Source organism: Campylobacter showae, from assembly GCF_900699785.1.
Classification (GTDB): Bacteria; Campylobacterota; Campylobacteria; order Campylobacterales; family Campylobacteraceae; genus Campylobacter_A; species Campylobacter_A showae_D.
On record NZ_LR535679.1, the window covers coordinates 1,812,769 to 1,830,211 of the forward strand.

General features: G+C 46.9%; 15 protein-coding genes. 7 read left to right on the forward strand and 8 right to left on the reverse strand.

Going from position 1 to position 17,443, the window contains the following annotated elements; all coding sequences use genetic code 11:
• Positions 1–48: 48 nt before the first annotated feature.
• Complete coding sequence (locus E4V70_RS08965; protein WP_122862758.1) at positions 49–612, reverse strand: RBBP9/YdeN family alpha/beta hydrolase; 564 nt, start codon at positions 610–612, stop codon at positions 49–51.
• 300 nt (positions 613–912) lie between these two features.
• On the opposite strand from E4V70_RS08965, the gene phsA reads away from it, so the two are divergent.
• The 5 genes from phsA (at position 913) to E4V70_RS08990 (ending at position 6,646) form a co-directional block, all read left to right on the forward strand.
• Positions 913–3,201, forward strand: a complete 2,289-nt coding sequence (phsA, locus tag E4V70_RS08970) for a thiosulfate reductase PhsA (RefSeq protein ID WP_122862759.1) — start codon at positions 913–915, stop codon at positions 3,199–3,201.
• A gap of 10 nt (positions 3,202–3,211) precedes the next feature.
• Positions 3,212–3,781, forward strand: a complete 570-nt coding sequence (locus E4V70_RS08975; protein ID WP_122862760.1) for a 4Fe-4S dicluster domain-containing protein — start codon at positions 3,212–3,214, stop codon at positions 3,779–3,781.
• Positions 3,774–4,745 (forward strand): NrfD/PsrC family molybdoenzyme membrane anchor subunit, encoded by a 972-nt coding sequence (gene nrfD / locus E4V70_RS08980; protein ID WP_122862761.1) that lies wholly within the window; start codon positions 3,774–3,776, stop codon positions 4,743–4,745. The genes E4V70_RS08975 and nrfD overlap by 8 nt, the downstream gene beginning before the upstream one ends.
• Positions 4,746–4,869: 124 nt before the next feature.
• The gene (locus tag E4V70_RS08985) at positions 4,870–5,538 is read left to right on the forward strand and encodes a response regulator transcription factor (protein WP_122862762.1); all 669 of its coding nucleotides are present in this window, start codon (positions 4,870–4,872) and stop codon (positions 5,536–5,538) included.
• Positions 5,522–6,646 (forward strand): sensor histidine kinase, encoded by a 1,125-nt coding sequence (locus E4V70_RS08990; protein WP_122862763.1) that lies wholly within the window; start codon positions 5,522–5,524, stop codon positions 6,644–6,646. The genes E4V70_RS08985 and E4V70_RS08990 overlap by 17 nt, the downstream gene beginning before the upstream one ends.
• Here E4V70_RS08990 and E4V70_RS08995 read toward each other — a convergent pair.
• Complete coding sequence (locus tag E4V70_RS08995; RefSeq protein WP_122862764.1) at positions 6,643–7,494, reverse strand: cache domain-containing protein; 852 nt, start codon at positions 7,492–7,494, stop codon at positions 6,643–6,645. The two genes, E4V70_RS08990 and E4V70_RS08995, sit on opposite strands and share 4 nt — an antisense overlap.
• Complete coding sequence (locus E4V70_RS09000; protein ID WP_122862765.1) at positions 7,487–7,858, reverse strand: HIT family protein; 372 nt, start codon at positions 7,856–7,858, stop codon at positions 7,487–7,489. Before E4V70_RS09000 ends, E4V70_RS08995 begins: the two co-directional genes overlap by 8 nt.
• A gap of 130 nt (positions 7,859–7,988) precedes the next feature.
• Between E4V70_RS09000 and E4V70_RS09005 the strand changes: the two genes are divergently transcribed.
• Positions 7,989–8,825 carry a tetratricopeptide repeat protein gene (locus tag E4V70_RS09005; RefSeq protein WP_232037857.1) on the forward strand — a complete coding sequence of 279 codons (837 nt, stop codon included), beginning with the start codon at positions 7,989–7,991 and terminating at the stop codon, positions 8,823–8,825.
• A gap of 219 nt (positions 8,826–9,044) precedes the next feature.
• On the opposite strand, the gene E4V70_RS09010 is transcribed toward E4V70_RS09005, so the two are convergent.
• The 5 genes from E4V70_RS09010 to E4V70_RS09030 all read right to left on the reverse strand — a co-directional run bounded on the left by E4V70_RS09010 (position 9,045) and on the right by E4V70_RS09030 (position 16,257).
• A complete protein-coding gene (locus E4V70_RS09010; RefSeq protein WP_122862767.1) occupies positions 9,045–10,103 on the reverse strand; it encodes a hypothetical protein in 1,059 nt (352 codons plus the stop codon).
• 50 nt (positions 10,104–10,153) lie between these two features.
• Positions 10,154–11,290: a cytochrome C gene (locus tag E4V70_RS09015; RefSeq protein WP_122862768.1), complete on the reverse strand. Its 1,137-nt coding sequence runs from the start codon at positions 11,288–11,290 to the stop codon at positions 10,154–10,156.
• Between the two features lie 102 nt (positions 11,291–11,392).
• Positions 11,393–11,815 (reverse strand): DUF6678 family protein, encoded by a 423-nt coding sequence (locus E4V70_RS09020; RefSeq protein ID WP_122862769.1) that lies wholly within the window; start codon positions 11,813–11,815, stop codon positions 11,393–11,395.
• 147 nt (positions 11,816–11,962) lie between these two features.
• Positions 11,963–13,798, reverse strand: a complete 1,836-nt coding sequence (glmS, locus tag E4V70_RS09025) for a glutamine--fructose-6-phosphate transaminase (isomerizing) (RefSeq protein WP_122862770.1) — start codon at positions 13,796–13,798, stop codon at positions 11,963–11,965.
• A gap of 2 nt (positions 13,799–13,800) precedes the next feature.
• On the reverse strand, positions 13,801–16,257 hold the full coding sequence (locus E4V70_RS09030) for an HD domain-containing protein (protein WP_122862771.1): 2,457 nt from the start codon (positions 16,255–16,257) through the stop codon (positions 13,801–13,803).
• 111 nt (positions 16,258–16,368) lie between these two features.
• Between E4V70_RS09030 and mqnE the strand changes: the two genes are divergently transcribed.
• Positions 16,369–17,439, forward strand: a complete 1,071-nt coding sequence (gene mqnE, locus E4V70_RS09035; RefSeq protein WP_122862772.1) for an aminofutalosine synthase MqnE — start codon at positions 16,369–16,371, stop codon at positions 17,437–17,439.
• Positions 17,440–17,443 lie beyond the last annotated feature (4 nt).

Sequence of the window (17,443 nt, forward strand, 5' to 3'; positions counted from 1 at the left end):
CACATTATAGTAATTTTTTTTAAATAATCTTACTTTTTAGTTATTATTTTATGATAATTTTTCGTCTTTAAGTTTAAATAAATTTAATATAAACTCAAATTCGCTAAAGCCGTCCGCGCTCATAAAGTGTCCGCCTTTTTCAAAGATATCTGGCGTTACGCCTAAATTTAGCGCGACCTTTAGGCTAAGCTCGCAAGGCACGATATAGTCGTCTTTTGCGGCTATTACTTTTATAAAATTCGTCGCTGATTTTATCTTTTCGTAGGCGATTTGCGGCTCGCAAAATTCATTTAATATAGCAAATTCCTCAATCGGCTCGTCAAACGGCGATATGAGGACTAGACCGCCAAATTTGGGCAAATTTGCAAAACCGCTAAGAAAATTTAGGCTAGTTATCGTGCCTAAGCTGTGAGCGATGATAAATGAATTTTCGCTTAAATTTACCTTTTGCTTCATCGTTTCTAGCCACTCGCTTAGCTTCGGCGTTTGCGGGTTTGGCATCTTTAAAATTTCTACCTCGGCAAGGCCGCGCATTTTATCTTTAAACCAAGAAAACCAGTGGCTTTGCGGAGAAGCGTCGTAGCCGTGAATGACGTAAATTTGCTTTTTCATTAAATTTGCCTTTTTGAAAAAATACGCGAATTATATACAAATAAAATTAAAATAATTTTTGACGGAAATCGCAAGAATACTTTTTAAGTTATAAATTTAAGTAAACGGCGGCTCAAATATCATCAAGCGTTAAAATTTGATATTTGTAAATTTGGCAAATTTGAAGTTAATTTTAAGCTTTTCCCCTAGAAAACGAAATAGTCGTTATCAATTAAAATTTATATTGATACGAAAAATTTACGTATAATTTACGTTGATTATTTAAGATTTCGGTAAATTTATTTCAAAAAGGGAGAAAAAATGGATACTTCGAGGCGAAATTTCTTAAAAGCATCCACCGCCACGGGCTTGCTTGCGATGACGTATGCGCCAGGTACCCTGGGCGCAGTCGGCGCCAAAGCGCTAGAAGGCGGCGATAAGACCGTTTATAGTTTTTGCGAGATGTGCTCTTCTCGCTGTCCTATCGAGGCCAAGGTCGTGGACGGCAAAAACGTCTTCATCCAAGGCAACGGCAAGGTAAGCGGCACGGCGACTTCCGTGTGTGCAAGGGGCGGCAGCGGGCACAATCAGCTCTACGATCCGCAGCGCATAGTAAAACCGCTCATCAGAGTAGGCGAGCGCGGCGAAAACAAATGGCGCGAGGCGGGCTGGGACGAGGCGCTTGACCTAGTCGCTAAAAAAATGCTAGAAATCAAGGAGAAATACGGGCCGGAGAGCTTTGTATTTACGGCAAAATCAAGCCAAACGCACAAGCTAATGACGACATTTGCCAGCGCATACGGTTCGCCGAACTGCTTTTCTCACTTCTCCTGTTGCCCGATCACCTATCAGATGGTTTGCGAGCATATGTACGGCGACGCGAAGCTAAAAAGAGACTTCGGCAACGCAAAATACGTCGTAAATTTCGGGCACAATCTCTTTGAAGGTATCGTCATCGCCGACGCTAAAAAGCTGGCTAAGATGGCTGCTAAAGAAGATACGAAGCTGCTGGTTTTAGATCCGCGCTTTAGCGTCGTAGCCTCAAAAGCCGATGAGTGGCTACCCGTAAAACCGGGTACCGATCTAGCGTTTGTTTTAGCTCTCATTCACACATGGATCAAAAACGGCACGTACGATAAGGAATTTATAGAGAAATTTACGATTGGATTTGACAAAGTCGTAGAAGCGACCAAAGATACGACGCCGCAGTGGCAAGAAAATATCACGGGCATCCCCGCCAAAACGGTTGAACGAATCGCTGGCGAAATCTGGAAAGCCGCGCCTAAGGTCATCATCGACTTCGGTCACAACACGACTACTACTAGAGCCGAATATATCCGCACTAGAGCTATAATGACCGCAAATGCGATGATGGGCAACTGGGAGAAAAAGGGCGGAATTTTCGGCGGCAAAAAGGCTAAGCTATATAATACTTTAGCGGGAGAAGAGCTAATCCCAGAGATCACGAACCCAGACGCTGCGATAAAAGTACCTAAAGTGCCTAGAATAGACGCGGCGGGCGAGGACGGACGAAACAAATTCGTTAGCAGAAGCCACGGCGTTTTGATGGAGATCCCGCAAGCTATACTAAGCGAGAAGCCTTATCCCGTAAAAGGCTGGTTTAGCATAAGGTTTAACCACCCGATCAACGTCGCGGGCACGGAAACTACGATAGAGAGCCTAAAAAAGCTTGATTTTATCGTGTGCTCGGATATCTATATGAGCGATTTTGCGATATGGGCGGACGTGATACTGCCCGAGAGTACTTACCTTGAGCGCGACGAAGGCATCGAGGATAAGTCGAGTCAAAAACCTGCCTATATGATAAGAAACAAAGTCGTAGATCCTATCGGCGACACCAAAAACGGCTACGATATCTTTAGAGAGCTAGCTCGCAGGATGAAGATAGACGAGCAGTACTCGGCAAACACGATGGATGAGTGGAGAATCAAACAAGTAAAAGGCAACGCCGAGCTTTTAGCGGAGCTAGTTAAAAAAGGCTACGTCACGTGGAAGGTGCCGGGGATTTTGTTTAGAGAAAAAGATAGCGTAAAAGAATTTACGAAAAAATTCCCTTACGCGCAGCAGTTCGTGGGCGACGACGGGCTGATGGAGTCGCAGATCAAATTTAAAACCGATAGCGGTAAGATCGAGCTCTTTAGCGAAAAGGTCGAAAAGCAGTTTCCGGGATACGGCTGCTTAAACGCCGAGGGCATGGACGTATTTTTCGGCGAGGAGCTTTGCCTAATGAGCGGCAAAACGCCGATACACACCAACGGCCACACGCAAAACGTCGAATTTTTAAACGACTTGATGAGTAGCGCGCCCGTTTGGATACACCCTAATACCGCGAAAAAATACGGACTAAAAGACGGTGATAAGATAACTCTTCAAAGCAAAACCGCGAAGGAAAAGGCAAACGTGATGCTTACCGAGGGCATCAGAGAAGATACGCTTTTCGTCTATCACGGTTTCGGTCATGAAAGCGCCGGACTAAAACGCACGAACGGCGTAGGAACGAATCAAAGCAAGCTGCTAGATCCTACCGTGATCGGCCCCGTCGCCTCCACGATGGTGCGAAACGTCGGCGTCAAGATAATAAAAGCGTAAAGGAAAAAAGATGAAAAAAGCGTATAGAATGATACATGACGAAAACCTCTGCATAGGCTGCCAAGCGTGCTCGGTGGCTTGCAGGAGCGAAAACGAAGTGCCTAGAGGCGTTTTTAGACTTCAAGTCCATTCGCAGATAAAGGGCAAATTCCCAAATTTAAAAACCGACTTTAGCAGACACAGCTGCGTGATGTGCGAGGACGCTCCGTGCGTGGCGGTTTGCCCTACTGGAGCTAGCTTTCAGACGGCGGAGGGCATCGTGCTGCTAGATCACTCTACCTGCGTATCTTGCAAATACTGCATCCTGGCCTGTCCTTACGACGCTCGCTATGTCGAGCCAAAAACCGGCGAGATAGGCAAATGTACGTTTTGCTTTGAAACTAGAGTGAGCGTAGGCGAGCAGCCTGCGTGCGTAACCGTTTGTCCGACCGATGCTTTGGCATTCGGCGATATAAACGATCCAAATAGCGAAGTAAGTAAAATTTTAAATACCAAAGCTCACTACTATCCTAAAGCCGAGCTTAAAACCAAACCGAAGCTTGCTATGATAGCTAACCGCAAAGGAGGAAGCCATGAATAATATGTGGGGAAGCGTAGCGCAATATAATGAAATTTACTGGCCGTGGCCGATAGCGGTTTATCTATTTTTGGCGGGTTTGTCCGCAGGCGCGATGATGGTTGCGTTGCTTGTTAAGTGGAACTACCATAAAAAACAAGATGGCAGCATCTGGGACGCGATGGTAAAGGCGGGCGCTCTAGTAGCTCCTATAACGATCACCGTGGGTCTTGCGCTTTTGGTGCTTGACCTTGGCAAACCGCTTAGTTTTTACTGGATTTTGATTAAGTACAACTTCGGTTCGGTTATGTCTATCGGCGTCGCGTTATTGCTGCTTTATACGCCGCTGGCTTATCTTTTTGCGGTAATTATTTTCGAAGAAGAGATAGAAAAGTATAAAATTCTAGCGATTTTACGTCCTATTTCTAGACTGATTCGCTCTTTTGCGCCGCTTTCAAAGATAGTCGAGATGGCGCTTTTCGGTCTTGCGATCGGCGTAGGTATATATACGGGCTTTTTGCTTAGCGCGATTACGAAGCTTCCGCTTTGGAACACGCCGATTCTGCCGATCTTGTTCCTAACCTCAGGCTTTAGCTCGGGCGTAGCGACAAACATCTTGGTCGGACTTTTGTGCTTCAAGCACCTTCTTAACGAAGACAACGTGAAGTATCTTTTGGTTATGGACTTGCGCGCCGTAATTTTTGAGATACCGCTTATAGCTATACTATTTTTGGGACTATATTTCGAGGGCGGAGCTAGCGCGGTTGCCGCAAAACAAGCTCTAAGCACCGGACAATACGCGTTAATATTCTGGATAGGCGTCGTGGGTATCGGACTTTTGACCCCTATCACCATAGCTCTAACGGCTCTTAAAAATCACGCTTATAGAGTGGGCTACATCATAGCAAACTCTCTTGTAGTTATCTGCGGCGTCGTGATGCTAAGATACTATATAGTTTATGCCGGTCAAGTTTTCACGGGCGCGTGAAATTTAGACTAAACTATACGCATTAGGCTCGGTAAACTCGCCGAGCCTTTTTAAATTCAGACGATCCAAAATCATTTTTAGCTATTATCTCCCTTAAAATATTGCGATAAAATTCGGAGAATTTATGAAAATTTTACTGCTTGAAGACGACTTTGTATATCGCAAGAGCGTTAGCGAATATCTAGAAAGCCTAGGCTACGAGGTCGATGAGGCGCCCGATGGCAAAGTAGCCTGCGATAAGATAGCGGCGGGCTTTTATCACCTGCTGATCCTTGATATCAAGGTCCCGCATATCAGCGGACACGAAGTTATAAAATACGCCAAAGATATCGGCTGTGAAACGCCTATAATGATAATGACCTCGCTCGTAGATATAGACGATATGGCGGTCGGATACGAGCTGGGCTGTAACGAGTACCTAAAAAAGCCCTTTGAGCTAGCCGAGTTAAAATTTAGAGTAAACGAGCTAATGCGAAAATATCACGGCAGAGACGATAAAAATTTGATCGCGATCGATGAAAACTTTAGCCTCGATACCGCTAAAAAGCGGCTTAAATTTAAAGGCGAGCCGGTTGAGCTAAGTACGAGGGAATTCGGTATCATCGAGTGTTTGCTGTTTCATAAAAACAGCTTTGTCGGTATCGAAAGGCTACGCGCCGAGGTGTGGAACGACAAGGAAATCGATCCTGCCGACGTGCGCATGCACATACTAAAAATCCGTCAAAAAACGACTCCCGAGTTTATAAAATCATCGCGCGGACTAGGCTATAAGATAGATGTTTCAAAATCTTAAAATCCCTATCTTAGCCACTTTTATCATCATGGCTTTGTTTATATTTCAAAGCTACGAGATTATAAATTTAAGCTCCAAAGACGAATACTCAAAAAATATGTTCGAGCTGCTGGAGTACGAGGGCAAAATCCGCAAAGCGCTCGATAAAAACGAGACTTTGCCTATTTCGCTCACATATAGATACGGCGTTTTTGATCTCAAAGAAAAGCAGATCGTCTCAAATTTGGACGCGCGCCCGAGCGATTTAAAATTTATCACCCGTCAAGAAAACGGCCATCTTTTTTACAAGACCTATTTTAGCGCGGACGGCGAGTTTTATTACCTCGTGCTAGCCAAAAAGCAAAACGCGGCTAGGATTTTATTCGTCGCGGCTCTAACTCTTGCCTTTGCGCTCGTGGTCGTATTTTTCGCGCTTTATCTGTCGTTTGTTAGCGGTATAAAGCCGTATAAAGACGCTAAAAAATATATGAATAACTTTTTTAACGACGCGATGCACGAGCTAAAAACTCCGCTGGGAGTCATCGGCATAAACCTTGAGATGCTAGGCCTTGATAACAAATACGTCACCCGCATGCGCTCGGCTCTAAAACAGATGCAAGTTACATACGAGGACACTGAGTACTACATCAAGCGCGGGTATATTTTATTTCCGCCCGAGATTTTAAATTTGAGCGAATTTTGCCTCGAGCGAGCGCGGTATATGCGCGGTATCTCGATGGCGAAAAATATCAAAATTTACGACTTCATCGAGCCTGATTTGCAAATTTTTATGAGCAAGATAGAGGCGGGCAGACTGATCGATAACAACCTAAGCAATGCCGTAAAATACAGCCGCGAAGGAGGAATAATAAATTTACGTCTTTTTGAAAAAAGCGGCAAAATCGTGCTCGTAGTCGAGGACGAGGGCGAAGGCATAAAAGATACGAGTAAAATTTGGAAACGCTACGTTAGAGACGAGGGCGTGCAGGGCGGCTTTGGCTTGGGGCTAAACATCGTGCAAAGCATCTGCGTGAAAAACGGCGTAGAGTACGGCGTTAAAAGCGAACTGGGCAAAGGCAGCATCTTTACCTACAAATTTTCGCCATACTCAAAAAGCTTGCTTGACTAATCAAACCAAACGCCGAGTTTTGCTAAATTTCGCTCTTTTGAGTCCGAGTTAAAATAAATCACGAAATATCCTACGCGCTCGCCCTTTGCGTCGTTCATGGGCTGGACGGTAAAGGCGTGCGAATCCGTCTGATAAAATCCGCCGCTTTTAAATTTTATATCCTTTAGCATTGGCAGGACGTTTAAATTTGCGTAGCTCTTATTTACGAAATGAAAGCCTTCGATGATGCCCTCGTCGCTGCTGTTTTGATAGGGTAGGTCGCCGCCGGCATCGAGTAATACGAAAAGATCAAGCCCTTGCTGCGAGAAGAAGTCGCTCAAATGCTTAAAATCAAGCAGCACTTCGATACTGCCGAGCATCTTTTTATCCTCAAATATCGGCGCGACCGATCTTATAAAAACACCCGCGCGACCGACCTCGATGCCTGCGGCTACGCCGTTTTTGGCCTCTGCTAGCAGGTGGCGAAAGTTCGTTAGATCGTCGTTATACATCGGTATCCAGCTCCTAGCAAAGCTCCTCATCTCAGGCGTATGGATGTGAAATTTGGCATTTTCGTAAATCGGCACCTTGCTGAGCGTTTTGGTAAATTCGCCAAGCGTCTCTAGGCACATTTGGCGGTTATTTTGGCTCATGCATTTTTTTACGTGTTCGTTTTGCGCCAGTAACGCCGCCACCGTCATCGCGGAGAGCTTTTCTTCTTCGATATTTTTATTTAAAATTTGCGTTTGGAAGTCGAGAAATTTTTTGATATTTTCCGTCTGAGTCTGCTCGTCCCAACGCGCTTTATAGACCGCTAAAACTCCTGCTACTACGAGGAACGCGAGCGTTAGAAGTATTTTTTTATTCACGTGTTTTGCCTAGCTCGAGCGCTAAAATTTGAGAAAACTCGGCAAAATCGGGCAAACTTAGCTCACCCTCGCGCTGCTTTTTGCCCCACATGGACTCCGGGAAAAAGCTATCGCTCTCAAACCTCGCCATCACGTGAAAATGTACGCGCGGCACATAGTTGGCAAAGCTTGCGATGTTTATTTTGGTTGGATTATAAAATTTTATCATTACTTTTTCGGTCGTTAAAACCGCTTCAAATACCCTTTTTTGAGTCGCTTCGTCGCAGTCTGTGAGCTCCTTAAACGGCGTTTTTGTAAAAATTTTTACCCACGGTATCTCGCTTGTTTCTCGCTCGACGAAAATCAGCTCGTCTTCAAAAATCATTTTAAGCTCCTTTTTGATAGCGATTTTAGCTAAATTTGAATTTTAATCTTTTTAAATTTATACTTCATGCATTTTGGCTTCGGCGCTTTACGGCGGTAAATTTATAAAATTTGAAAGGAAATTTGAGCTTATGAGACGTTTGATTTTGCTTGCGTTTTTTGCGGCGTTAGCTTTTGGGGGCGAGCTGGCCGATCTTAGCAAAGAGTGCAAGAAGGGAAACGACGAGATTTGTAAAAGATTATCGGTCGCGATTAAAAACTTAGAGCTTGCCTGCGATGAAGGCGGCGAGAAAAACGCGATGTATTGCGCGGGACTTGGGTACTTTTACGAATTTGATAAGGTATTTACAAAAGCCGTGCGATACTACGAAAGAGCCTGCGAGCTGGGCGCGGACAAAGCCTGCGTGTATCTGGGGCTGCTTTACCAAAGCGGGCAGGGCACAGCGCAGGATCACAAAAAGGCAAACGAGCTGTTTGCTAAAGCCTGCGAAAAGGACGTGGCCCAGGGGTGCGCGAGCCTGGCGTATAGCTACGGCAAGGGGCTTGGCGTCTATCTGGACGGCAAAAAGACGAATGAGCTGTTTAGCAAAGCCTGCGAACTAGGCGAGGAAACGGCGTGCTACAATCTTGGCTTAAGCTACGCGATGGGCGACGGCGTAGAAAAGGACGCGGCAAAGGCGGCGCAGATATTTGCGGCCTCTTGCGAGCGCGGACACGTAGGCTCTTGCGCCGATCTTGGGGTTTGCTATTTTAAGGGCGAGGGCGTGGGAAAAGACTACGAAAGAGCCGTTGTGCTTTTTACCAACGCTTGCTCGGGCGCGAGCGCGCTAGCCTGCTCAAATTTGGGCTTTGCCTACGAAAAAGGCATGGGCGTAGAAAAGAATAAAAACGCGGCCAAAGAACTTTACGATAGAGGTTGCAAGCTCGGAGAATTTAGCGCGTGCCAGTATCTAAAAAATTTGCGTTGAGATGAGTTGGCAAATAAGCCTTGCTGCTGTAAATTTTAAAATACAGCTAGCACAGAGAGATCTAGAGCTACATGCGCTGCGATGTTTGTTAAATTTTACTTTTGAGCTAGCAGAAATGGTCGGAATAATTCGCCACAACCAACATCAAAAGCAAAATTTAGCGCCAAAAATAAAAGGGTGCGGGCGCGCAAAAGCTAAATTTGACGCCCACAGCTAAATTTACCGCTTAAAGTCGTGGATTTGTATATTCGCGCCATATTTTTTGCAAAGCTGCTTCGCTTTTTCTTTTAGCCTTTCCTCGTCATAGCAGATGAGATCGATGTATGCGCGCTTCTGCCCGGTTGCGCCGCCGATTATCTCTAAAAACGAGCCGCAGCTATCCAGCTCCTCGTCCTCGATTTTATTTCGCAGATCAAAGCCTACCTGCACGTCGCCGCCGTTATCGATGCTAAGAAAGCAAAATTTGATACCGAGCTCGAAGGCTTCGTTATAGATGTCGCGCTCGCCGTTTAGGTACTGATTTACGATATTGGTCAGGCAGGTGGTGCCTACGATCACGTCCTCGCGCACCTCGCTACCGCGCGGCTCCATCTCGTAGCTGAAAAAATTCTTTAGCGGTTCGCGCGCGGCTTTTTCGCCGAATTTGTCATCGACCAGATCGGCAAATTCGCTTAGCGGCACGCCGTTTTCCTGCGGCTGGGCCAGCACCTCAAGCTCGCCTAAGGTATTTATGATCGCCGTTTCGCCGATCATATTGTCAAGCAGGATAAAGCTAAGATTATAGGCCTTGCCCTCGTCCTGTGCGAGCAGAGCCGCTAGGTTTTCGTTGTAAATTTTAATATCCACGTCGCTTTCGTTAAACTGCGCGTAGATCATCGACTCCTCGGCGTTTACGTGCGTATCGTACATCTCGATCCCGCCGATACCTCGCGGCGCGCGCGGCTTTCCGAGCGTGCAGAGCATTTTGGATTCAAGCTGCCTAGGCATAGCGTTTTTGATAAAGCTTAGCCAAAAGAGGCGGTGCCTCATGCCCTCGGGAGTCAGCACCAGATCGAGCTTATCGCCCGCAAGCCCCGTCATAAAATAGGGCTCCGCAAGGCAGATGCGAAGCTTCTCGTCGGTCTTTTGCATCGCCTTTTCAAATTCCTTTGCCGCCAAATCGGCCTTGATCTCGTCTACCTTGCCGCTAAATTCCGTCCAAAATTTATCCACTCTGCCGGCAAAAGTGCTTGGAATTTGCACCTTTTCAGCTTTTTTACCAAAACCAAATAACCCCATTTTTTCTCCTTAAATCAAATTTTACTTGCATTATAGCTAATTAATTTGCCTTACGTGCACTGAAAGCAACCGCCCAAAACCTCGCATTTCTCGCAGATCTGCACGTATATGACGCCCTCGCCCTCTATCATCTCGCCAAACGGGATCTGCGCTAGATGCTTCATCATCCCGCCGCAGCTAGGGCAGGCTAGATACTCGGCGTCCTGCACCCACTGCGGATAGCCTCCCACGGTCGTATCAAGCTCGCCAAAGCAGCCGTAAAATGGCGAAACCTCGCCGCCTAGCTTAAATTTCATATCGCACAGTCGTGCAAAATCCTCCTGCGAAAAGTAGCTTTCATCGAAACCTTCGCCATCACAGCTTAACTCTATCTCGCCGTCTGGGCCGCATTTGCAAAAATATCTTACCGAGCCGACGCAGGTCGGGCAGCAGCGAAATATCGCGTCGTGCTTTAAATTTAAAAACTCAAGCCGCGGATCAGTTGCCTTTAGGCGCAGCATATCGAGTATCTCGCAGCCGCAAAACTCGCACTTTTGGCCCGTAGGCTCGCCGATCTGCACGGGCTCATCCGCGTTTTGGTTTGGGTTTAAATTTGCGTCTTGGCTCGCGCGCTTGCCACCTTTTACGCGTACCGTGGTGAGGCATTTGTCAAAAACGAGAGATTTTCGCTCACCCGTCTCGTCAAAGCTCCATCCGCCGATTTTTGCGTAAAATTCGGTGCCAACGTAGAGCTTTTTACGCCACGGCCTCGGGGTTTTATACAGCTCGTAAAAAAGCTCAGCCGTCTGCTCGCCGCCCTGCCACGCAAGCGCGCAAAGTAGGTGATTTAGTACGTTTTTGGAGTTGTCCTCTAGCGAGTTTAGTTTTGTTATGAGTGCATCTTTTACGTCGTCCGGCGCGCCGAAGTAGAGCTCGGGCGGATAGTAGATCTCCTTTGCCGCCGCAGCTCGCGCGATCCTTGGATCGTGGATATCTAGCAGGCTAAAAAGCGCCCAAAAATCATTGCAAATCTCATCCCATTTTTCGATCTCGTCGATTCGGCCCGCTATTTTTAGGATCATCGCTTCTACTTCGTCCGCGTTTAGGTTTAAAATTTCACCCCGCCTCTGCCTTTGGCTGCACGAGTGGCAGATGCCGTCGAAGTAGATCGTGTTTTCGCCGCATTTTGGGCATAGATGAGCGCTCATATTTGCTCCTTTGAGTTTAAAGTTCGTCAAATTTTATCAAATTTTGCCGCATTTGGCGAGCAAGCGCGGCTTTAAATTTGACTCCGTTTGCCTGCGCCAAATTTATCTATATCCGTAAATTTTTAGCCCGCTTTCGTCTATTTCGTAGTCAAATTTACCCGCCTTTGTCATGGAGTCTAGCACCGTTTCAAGCGGATTTGGGATAAATTTAGAGACGAGTTTTTCGGCTTTGTTCATACGCGCCCGCTCGTAAAATTTAGGCACAAAAACCCAGCGCAAATCCTTAAATAAAATCGCACCGTTGGCGCAGTCAAAATACCCGTCCCCTAAACATCCAAAGCCGCAGACGAGCGCGATCTCCTCGTCGCCTGATAGCAGCCTTACGCGTATGCCCTTGCACTCAGAGACATCTAAAATTTCGCAGAGTTTAAGCCATTTTGCGTCGTTCATCAACGACGCGAGACGGCGCGCCTTTTTATCAAGTCTTTTTTGATAAATTTCGTATTTTTCGTTTAAATTTTGCATGATACTCCCGGGCGCCGATAAATTTGCATTTAAATTTAGAATAAAATTTGAGAGAAATTTAGGCGAGTGGGCCTCTCGCCTAAATTTGCAGATTAGGATTAAAAGCGAAATTTAACGCCCCCGCTCGTCAAATTTCGCCTATTAAATTTACTCTACCGTTACGCTTTTAGCAAGGTTTCGCGGCATATCCACGTCGTTGCCCAGCCTTACGGCGATTTCCAGCGCAAAAAGCTGCAGGATGATCATCATCTCGAAAAACTCGCTCATCGGGTGAGCTTGCTTGCTCGTTTTGATAAAATCGTCGCTAAGCTCGAACTCCTCGGGGCTAATCGCAAGTATATAGGCGTCGCGAGCGGCTAGCTCCTCGACATTGCTTTTGGTTTTGTCGTAAAGGACGTTTTGCGGCATCAGCGCGATCGTAAAGAGCCTCTCGTCGGCAAGCGCGATAGGGCCGTGCTTCATCTCGCCCGCAGGGTAGCCCTCGGCGTGCAGATAGGAGATCTCTTTGAGCTTTAGCGCGCCTTCTAGCGCAAGCGGATAAAATATATCGCGCCCGATAAAAAAGAAGCCGTGGCCGTGCAAATAGTGCTTGGCTAGGCGGCGGATGCGCTCTTGCGGCTCTTTGCTGATATTTAAAATTTGCGGGACGTGCAGGAGTGCCGCGATCTCGCTTTTTAGCTCGTCTTTGCTTATGGAGGCTTTAGCTTGCGCGATTTGCAGCGCTAGCATCCACAGCGTCACGACCTGCGTCGCAAAGGCTTTGGTGCTGGCTACGCCCTTTTCGATGCCGGCGCGAGTGAGCAGAGTGTCGTCGGCTAGGCGTACGATCGAGGAGTTATCGACGTTGCAGATGGCCAGCGTCTTTAGTCCCGCTTGTTTGGCGATTTTTAGCGCTTCTAGGGTGTCGGCGGTTTCGCCGCTTTGCGAGATGACGATAAAAAGGGCGTTTTTGTTTAGCTTCGGGCGTCTATAGCGAAATTCGCTCGCGATCTCGACCTTGGCTCTAGTGTCTGCCAGCCTCTCAAAAAGATAGCTAGCCGTAAGCGCCGCGTGATAGCTAGTGCCGCACGCGCAGATCACGATATCGTCGATATTTTGCAGGTACTCGTCGGTCAAATTTTCAAGCCCTACCGCATCCTCTTTGACGCGTCCCATTAGCGTTTCGCTTACGACTGCGCTTTGTTCGTAGATTTCTTTTTCCATAAAAAAGCGGTAGCCCTCTTTTTGCGCGTAGCTTTTGTCCGCAGGCAGCGCGGCAAAGCTCGGGCTTAGTTTTTTTGCGTCTTTAAAAACCGCGATCTCGTCAATGCTAACAAATCCGTAGCTTTTGTCGTCCAGGTAGCACACCTCTTTGGCTAGGCCGATCAGCGGGGCGTCCGAGGAGGCGAAAAATACCTCTTTCTCCTCGCTTTTGCCGATGGCTAGCGGCGCAGCGTCCTTGGCGAAAAATATTTTGCCCGGAGCCGTTTTGGTGATCAGTAGCGTCGCGTATGCTCCGTGCAGGCGCGCTACCGTGGCTTCGTATGCTTTAAACGGCTCGCCGATAGTTTTTAAATTTTCCTCAAAAAGATGCACGATGACTTCGGTATCGGTTTGGCTAAGGAAGCTAACGCCCTTTGCTTCAAGCTCCTCTTTTAGCTCTTTGTAGTTTTCGATGATGCCGTTATGAACGACGAACGAGTGCTCGCCCAGGTGTGGGTGAGCGTTGATCTCGGTAGGTTTACCGTGCGTAGCCCAGCGCGTATGACCGATCGCGACGCCTTCGCCGCTAGAGCTAAAGCCCTCTGATTTTTTGGCTAAATTTTCAAGCTTGCCGATGGCTTTGAAAAAGGCGATCTCCTGCGTGCATTTGTCACAACCGCCATCCAGACTCATCACCGCCATGCCCGCACTGTCGTAGCCGCGGTACTCAAGCTCTTTTAATCCGTTTAAAATAAACTCTCTTTTTTCTCTATTGCCGACGTAACCGACGATTCCGCACATGTTTACTCGCTTTCTAATAATTTTAAAATTTCGCCCAAATCCACGCCCTCGCGCTTTTCGATAAGCAGCAAATTCCGCGTCCTATTTTTTACGGTTTGGATTCTGGCGTTGGCTATTTTTACATCAAATTCCTTAAAAACTCCCAATACGTAAGCCATCAGCCCGCGCTGATCTTTCGCGTTTATGCCAAGCTTCGCGTACTCTTGCGAGTGGTTCGCGTCGAAATTTAGCTCGCCTTTTAGTATTATCGGGCGATTTATCTGCGCTGAGGCGCCACTTTTTAGCGAGATCTCGATGAGGTTTTTTAAGGTTTCTAGCTCGCTTGATTTTACGTTTTTGTTAAACTCTAGCTTGACGTAAAATTTACCATCAAACAGCTCGAAAATCTCCATAAATCCAAGATCAAGGTGCGCCAGAGCCGAGAGCAAAACGGCTAAATTTGGGTAGTTTTGCGCGTAAATTTCGATGCTCAGGCTTTGGTGATTTTGCACCTGCACGCTTAGTTTATCGGCGTTTTGCGCGGCCCAGGCGATGCTGATGATATCTGCTGGCTGGTATTTAGCGAAGAGTAAATTTGATCTGATAGCGAAGATTTTTTCTTTCAAATTTTCGCTTAAAGCGGCAAATTTAGCGTTTCGCCTGATGCTAAGCTCCTTTTTTACGCGTCTTGCGGCTTCGTCTAGCAGGTTTTCATCCTCGAAACTTTGCAGGCAAATGCCGTAAAGCTCGCGCAAAAGCCGCGCTAAATAAGGCGTATAGAGTTTTTCATCCGTCGCGTTTATCACGCAATAAGCGACGATGTAGGCGAGCTTTAGGGTTTGCGGATCGCCAAGCTTTGAGATAAAGCTAAAAATCGTGCGCTGATCGTAGATATCCTCGCGGTTTGCCACGTCGTTCATCAGCGTGTGGTAGCGCACGAGCGTAACGCCGATATTTACGGCCTTTGCGCTCAAATTTAGCTTGCTAGCGTAGGCACGGAAAATATTTGAGCCCACGACCGAGTGATCGCCGCCTAGACCCTTGCCCGCGTCGTGTAGCAGCAAAGCTAGCTTTAGCAGCGTGCGCCCCTCGAGGCAGAGCTCGTCGCAAAGCGATTTTACGAATTTATCTTTGATATTTTCGGCAAATTTGACGCTTAAAACGCAGTGCTCGCCGACGCTAAATTTATGATAGCCGTCAAATTCGGCCAAATTTACGGCGTGCTCGAGCGGTTTAACTAAAACGGGCAAAATCTCCGCATCCAAAAGCGCTTTGATGATGCAGTGAGCGTGGTTTCGCATCAAAATTTTTCTAAAAAGCGCGAGCGAGTCCTCGGCGTCCTCTTTGCTGATTTGCGCGCGTTTTAGGTAAAAGATCGTCCCGACGTCAAATTTGTACTCCGCATCGCCGAGGGCTAAAAGCTGCTTTAGTACGGCGTTTAGAGGGCGAGGACGGACGTGTAGCGGGACGTAAATCGTGTTTTCAAATCTATAAAATCCGTTTTTTAGCCGCGCGGCTCGTAGCTGGCTAAATTTAACCCCGCTCGTAAATTTGCTCCTATAAAAGCTAGCGACCAGATAGCGCGAGAAAACGGCGACCGAGTGCATGCAGGAAAAGAGTTTTTGCGAGATGACGCTGCTATTTTCTTGCGTCTTTTTGGACTTGGTTTGCATAAGCGAGGTGATCTCGTTTAGCTTAGCGGGATCAAAAACGTCGGAGTCGGAGGTTAAATTTTGCGCCGATTTTACGCAAAGGATAAAATCAGCCGCCAAATTTAACGCGCTAAGTTCCTTTTCGTCGATAAATTTTAGAGCCTGCGAGCGCATGCTGATCTCGTTTTCAAAGCCGTTTAGAGCGCAGTTTAGGTAGTAGATGTCGTTTGTGCCGCCAAGGTCGTTTTTTAGATCGGGCTCTTGCCTAATATTTGGGATCTCGTTAAAAGCGCCTAAATTTTTGGCGTAAAATTTGAGATTTTCCTGCGCGTTAAACTCGCGAGTTTTATAAATCTCCGACCGGGCGGCCTTATAAAGTGTCCGCGAGCCGCAGATATAGCGGATGCGGCTAAACGCGGCCTTTGCTTTGTGGTCGTTTTTGTGAGACTTAAAAATCTCGTCCAGCTCGCAAATTTTGATATTTAGCTTTAAATTTGAGCCCTCCAGCGCGGCGACTAGCTTTTTTAGGATAAATTTGACGTTAAAGCCGGCGTTTTCTTTAAAGACGAGTAAAACCTCTAAAACCGAGCTCGTGGAGATGAGGTTGTCGGCGTACTTTTCGGTAGCGATGACGCAAAACGGAATAAAATCGACGTCTGGGTTAAAGTCCGCAAAAATCTCGTCCAAAACCCGCGCGCATAGAGCTTTTATGAGCTCGTCGCTTTGTTTTGCGATGAAATTTGCAAAGCCCTTGCCTTGAAGCTTTTTTAGCTGCGAGGCCAAATTTGCGCCTCCTAAAACGCCGTTTAAATTTCCTTTTAAAGCCACTTTTTACCGCCGTCTTTTTGTGTAAATTTTATCCGATGATACTAAAATTTTGCAAAAACAAAGCTTTTTTAACATATAATCGCCGTTTAATATCTATTTTCGGAATAAAATTTGACAAATTTAATAGAAAAACTCCAAAGCGGCGAACGTCTGGACGCGGACGAATGCGCAGTCTTGTACGACCTAGACCTTTTTACGCTGGGTAAATTCGCAAACGCCAAACGGCGGAAACTGCACGGCAAAAAGGTATTTTTTAACGTAAATCGCCACATAAACCCGACCAATATCTGCGCGGACGTGTGTAAATTTTGCGCGTTTTCGGCAAACCGCAAAAACCCAAACCCATACACGATGAGCCACGAGGAAATACTAAAAATCGTCGAAAAAAGCGTTGCTCACGGCGCAAAAGAGATACATATCGTCTCTGCGCACAATCCCGATACCTCATGGCAGTGGTATTTGGAAATTTTTAAAAAGATCAAGGAAAAATACCCGCAAATCCACGTCAAGGCGCTAACTGCCGCGGAGGTTGATTTTCTCTCGCGAAAACACGGCCTTAGCTACGAAGAAGTCGTAGAAAAGATGCTCGAATACGGCGTAGACTCGATGCCCGGCGGCGGAGCGGAGATCTTTGACGAAGAGGTCAGGCGTAAAATTTGTAAAGGCAAGGTAAGCTCCGAAAACTGGCTCAAAATCCACCGCCTTTGGCACGAAAAAGGTAGAGAAAGTAACGCTACGATGCTGTTTGGCCACGTAGAAAGCAGGCAAAACCGCATCGACCATATGCTGCGAATCCGCGATTTGCAGGACAAAACTGGCGGATTTAACGCCTTTATCCCGCTGGTTTATCAGCGCGACAACAACTATCTAAAAGTAGAAAACTATCCCGGCTCGGCCGAAATTTTAAAGACCTTTGCGATCTCGCGTCTGGTGCTCGATAACGTCTCGCACATAAAGGCGTACTGGGCGACCTCGACGATAAATTTGGCCATGGTCGCGCAAGAATTCGGCGCTGATGATCTAGACGGCACGATAGAAAAAGAGAGCATCCAAAGCGCGGCCGGAGCGAAATCGGCAAGTGGTATGAGTCTTAGAAATTTTACCGATCTCATTCAGACTTCGGGCTTTGTTCCCGTCGAGCGAGATAGCTTGTATAACGAACTAAAAATTTACGATAACTAAGGAG

Bases quoted from the DNA above. Each gene is read 5' to 3' on its own strand.
- E4V70_RS08965 (WP_122862758.1), bottom strand. From the start codon at position 612: ATGAAAAAGCAAATTTACGTCATTCACGGCTACGACGCTTCTCCGCAA.
- phsA (WP_122862759.1), top strand. From the start codon at position 913: ATGGATACTTCGAGGCGAAATTTCTTAAAAGCATCCACCGCCACGGGC.
- E4V70_RS08975 (WP_122862760.1), top strand. From the start codon at position 3,212: ATGAAAAAAGCGTATAGAATGATACATGACGAAAACCTCTGCATAGGC.
- nrfD (WP_122862761.1), top strand. From the start codon at position 3,774: ATGAATAATATGTGGGGAAGCGTAGCGCAATATAATGAAATTTACTGG.
- E4V70_RS08985 (WP_122862762.1), top strand. From the start codon at position 4,870: ATGAAAATTTTACTGCTTGAAGACGACTTTGTATATCGCAAGAGCGTT.
- E4V70_RS08990 (WP_122862763.1), top strand. From the start codon at position 5,522: ATGTTTCAAAATCTTAAAATCCCTATCTTAGCCACTTTTATCATCATG.
- E4V70_RS09000 (WP_122862765.1), bottom strand. From the start codon at position 7,858: ATGATTTTTGAAGACGAGCTGATTTTCGTCGAGCGAGAAACAAGCGAG.
- E4V70_RS09005 (WP_232037857.1), top strand. From the start codon at position 7,989: ATGAGACGTTTGATTTTGCTTGCGTTTTTTGCGGCGTTAGCTTTTGGG.
- E4V70_RS09010 (WP_122862767.1), bottom strand. From the start codon at position 10,103: ATGGGGTTATTTGGTTTTGGTAAAAAAGCTGAAAAGGTGCAAATTCCA.
- E4V70_RS09015 (WP_122862768.1), bottom strand. From the start codon at position 11,290: ATGAGCGCTCATCTATGCCCAAAATGCGGCGAAAACACGATCTACTTC.
- E4V70_RS09020 (WP_122862769.1), bottom strand. From the start codon at position 11,815: ATGCAAAATTTAAACGAAAAATACGAAATTTATCAAAAAAGACTTGAT.
- glmS (WP_122862770.1), bottom strand. From the start codon at position 13,798: ATGTGCGGAATCGTCGGTTACGTCGGCAATAGAGAAAAAAGAGAGTTT.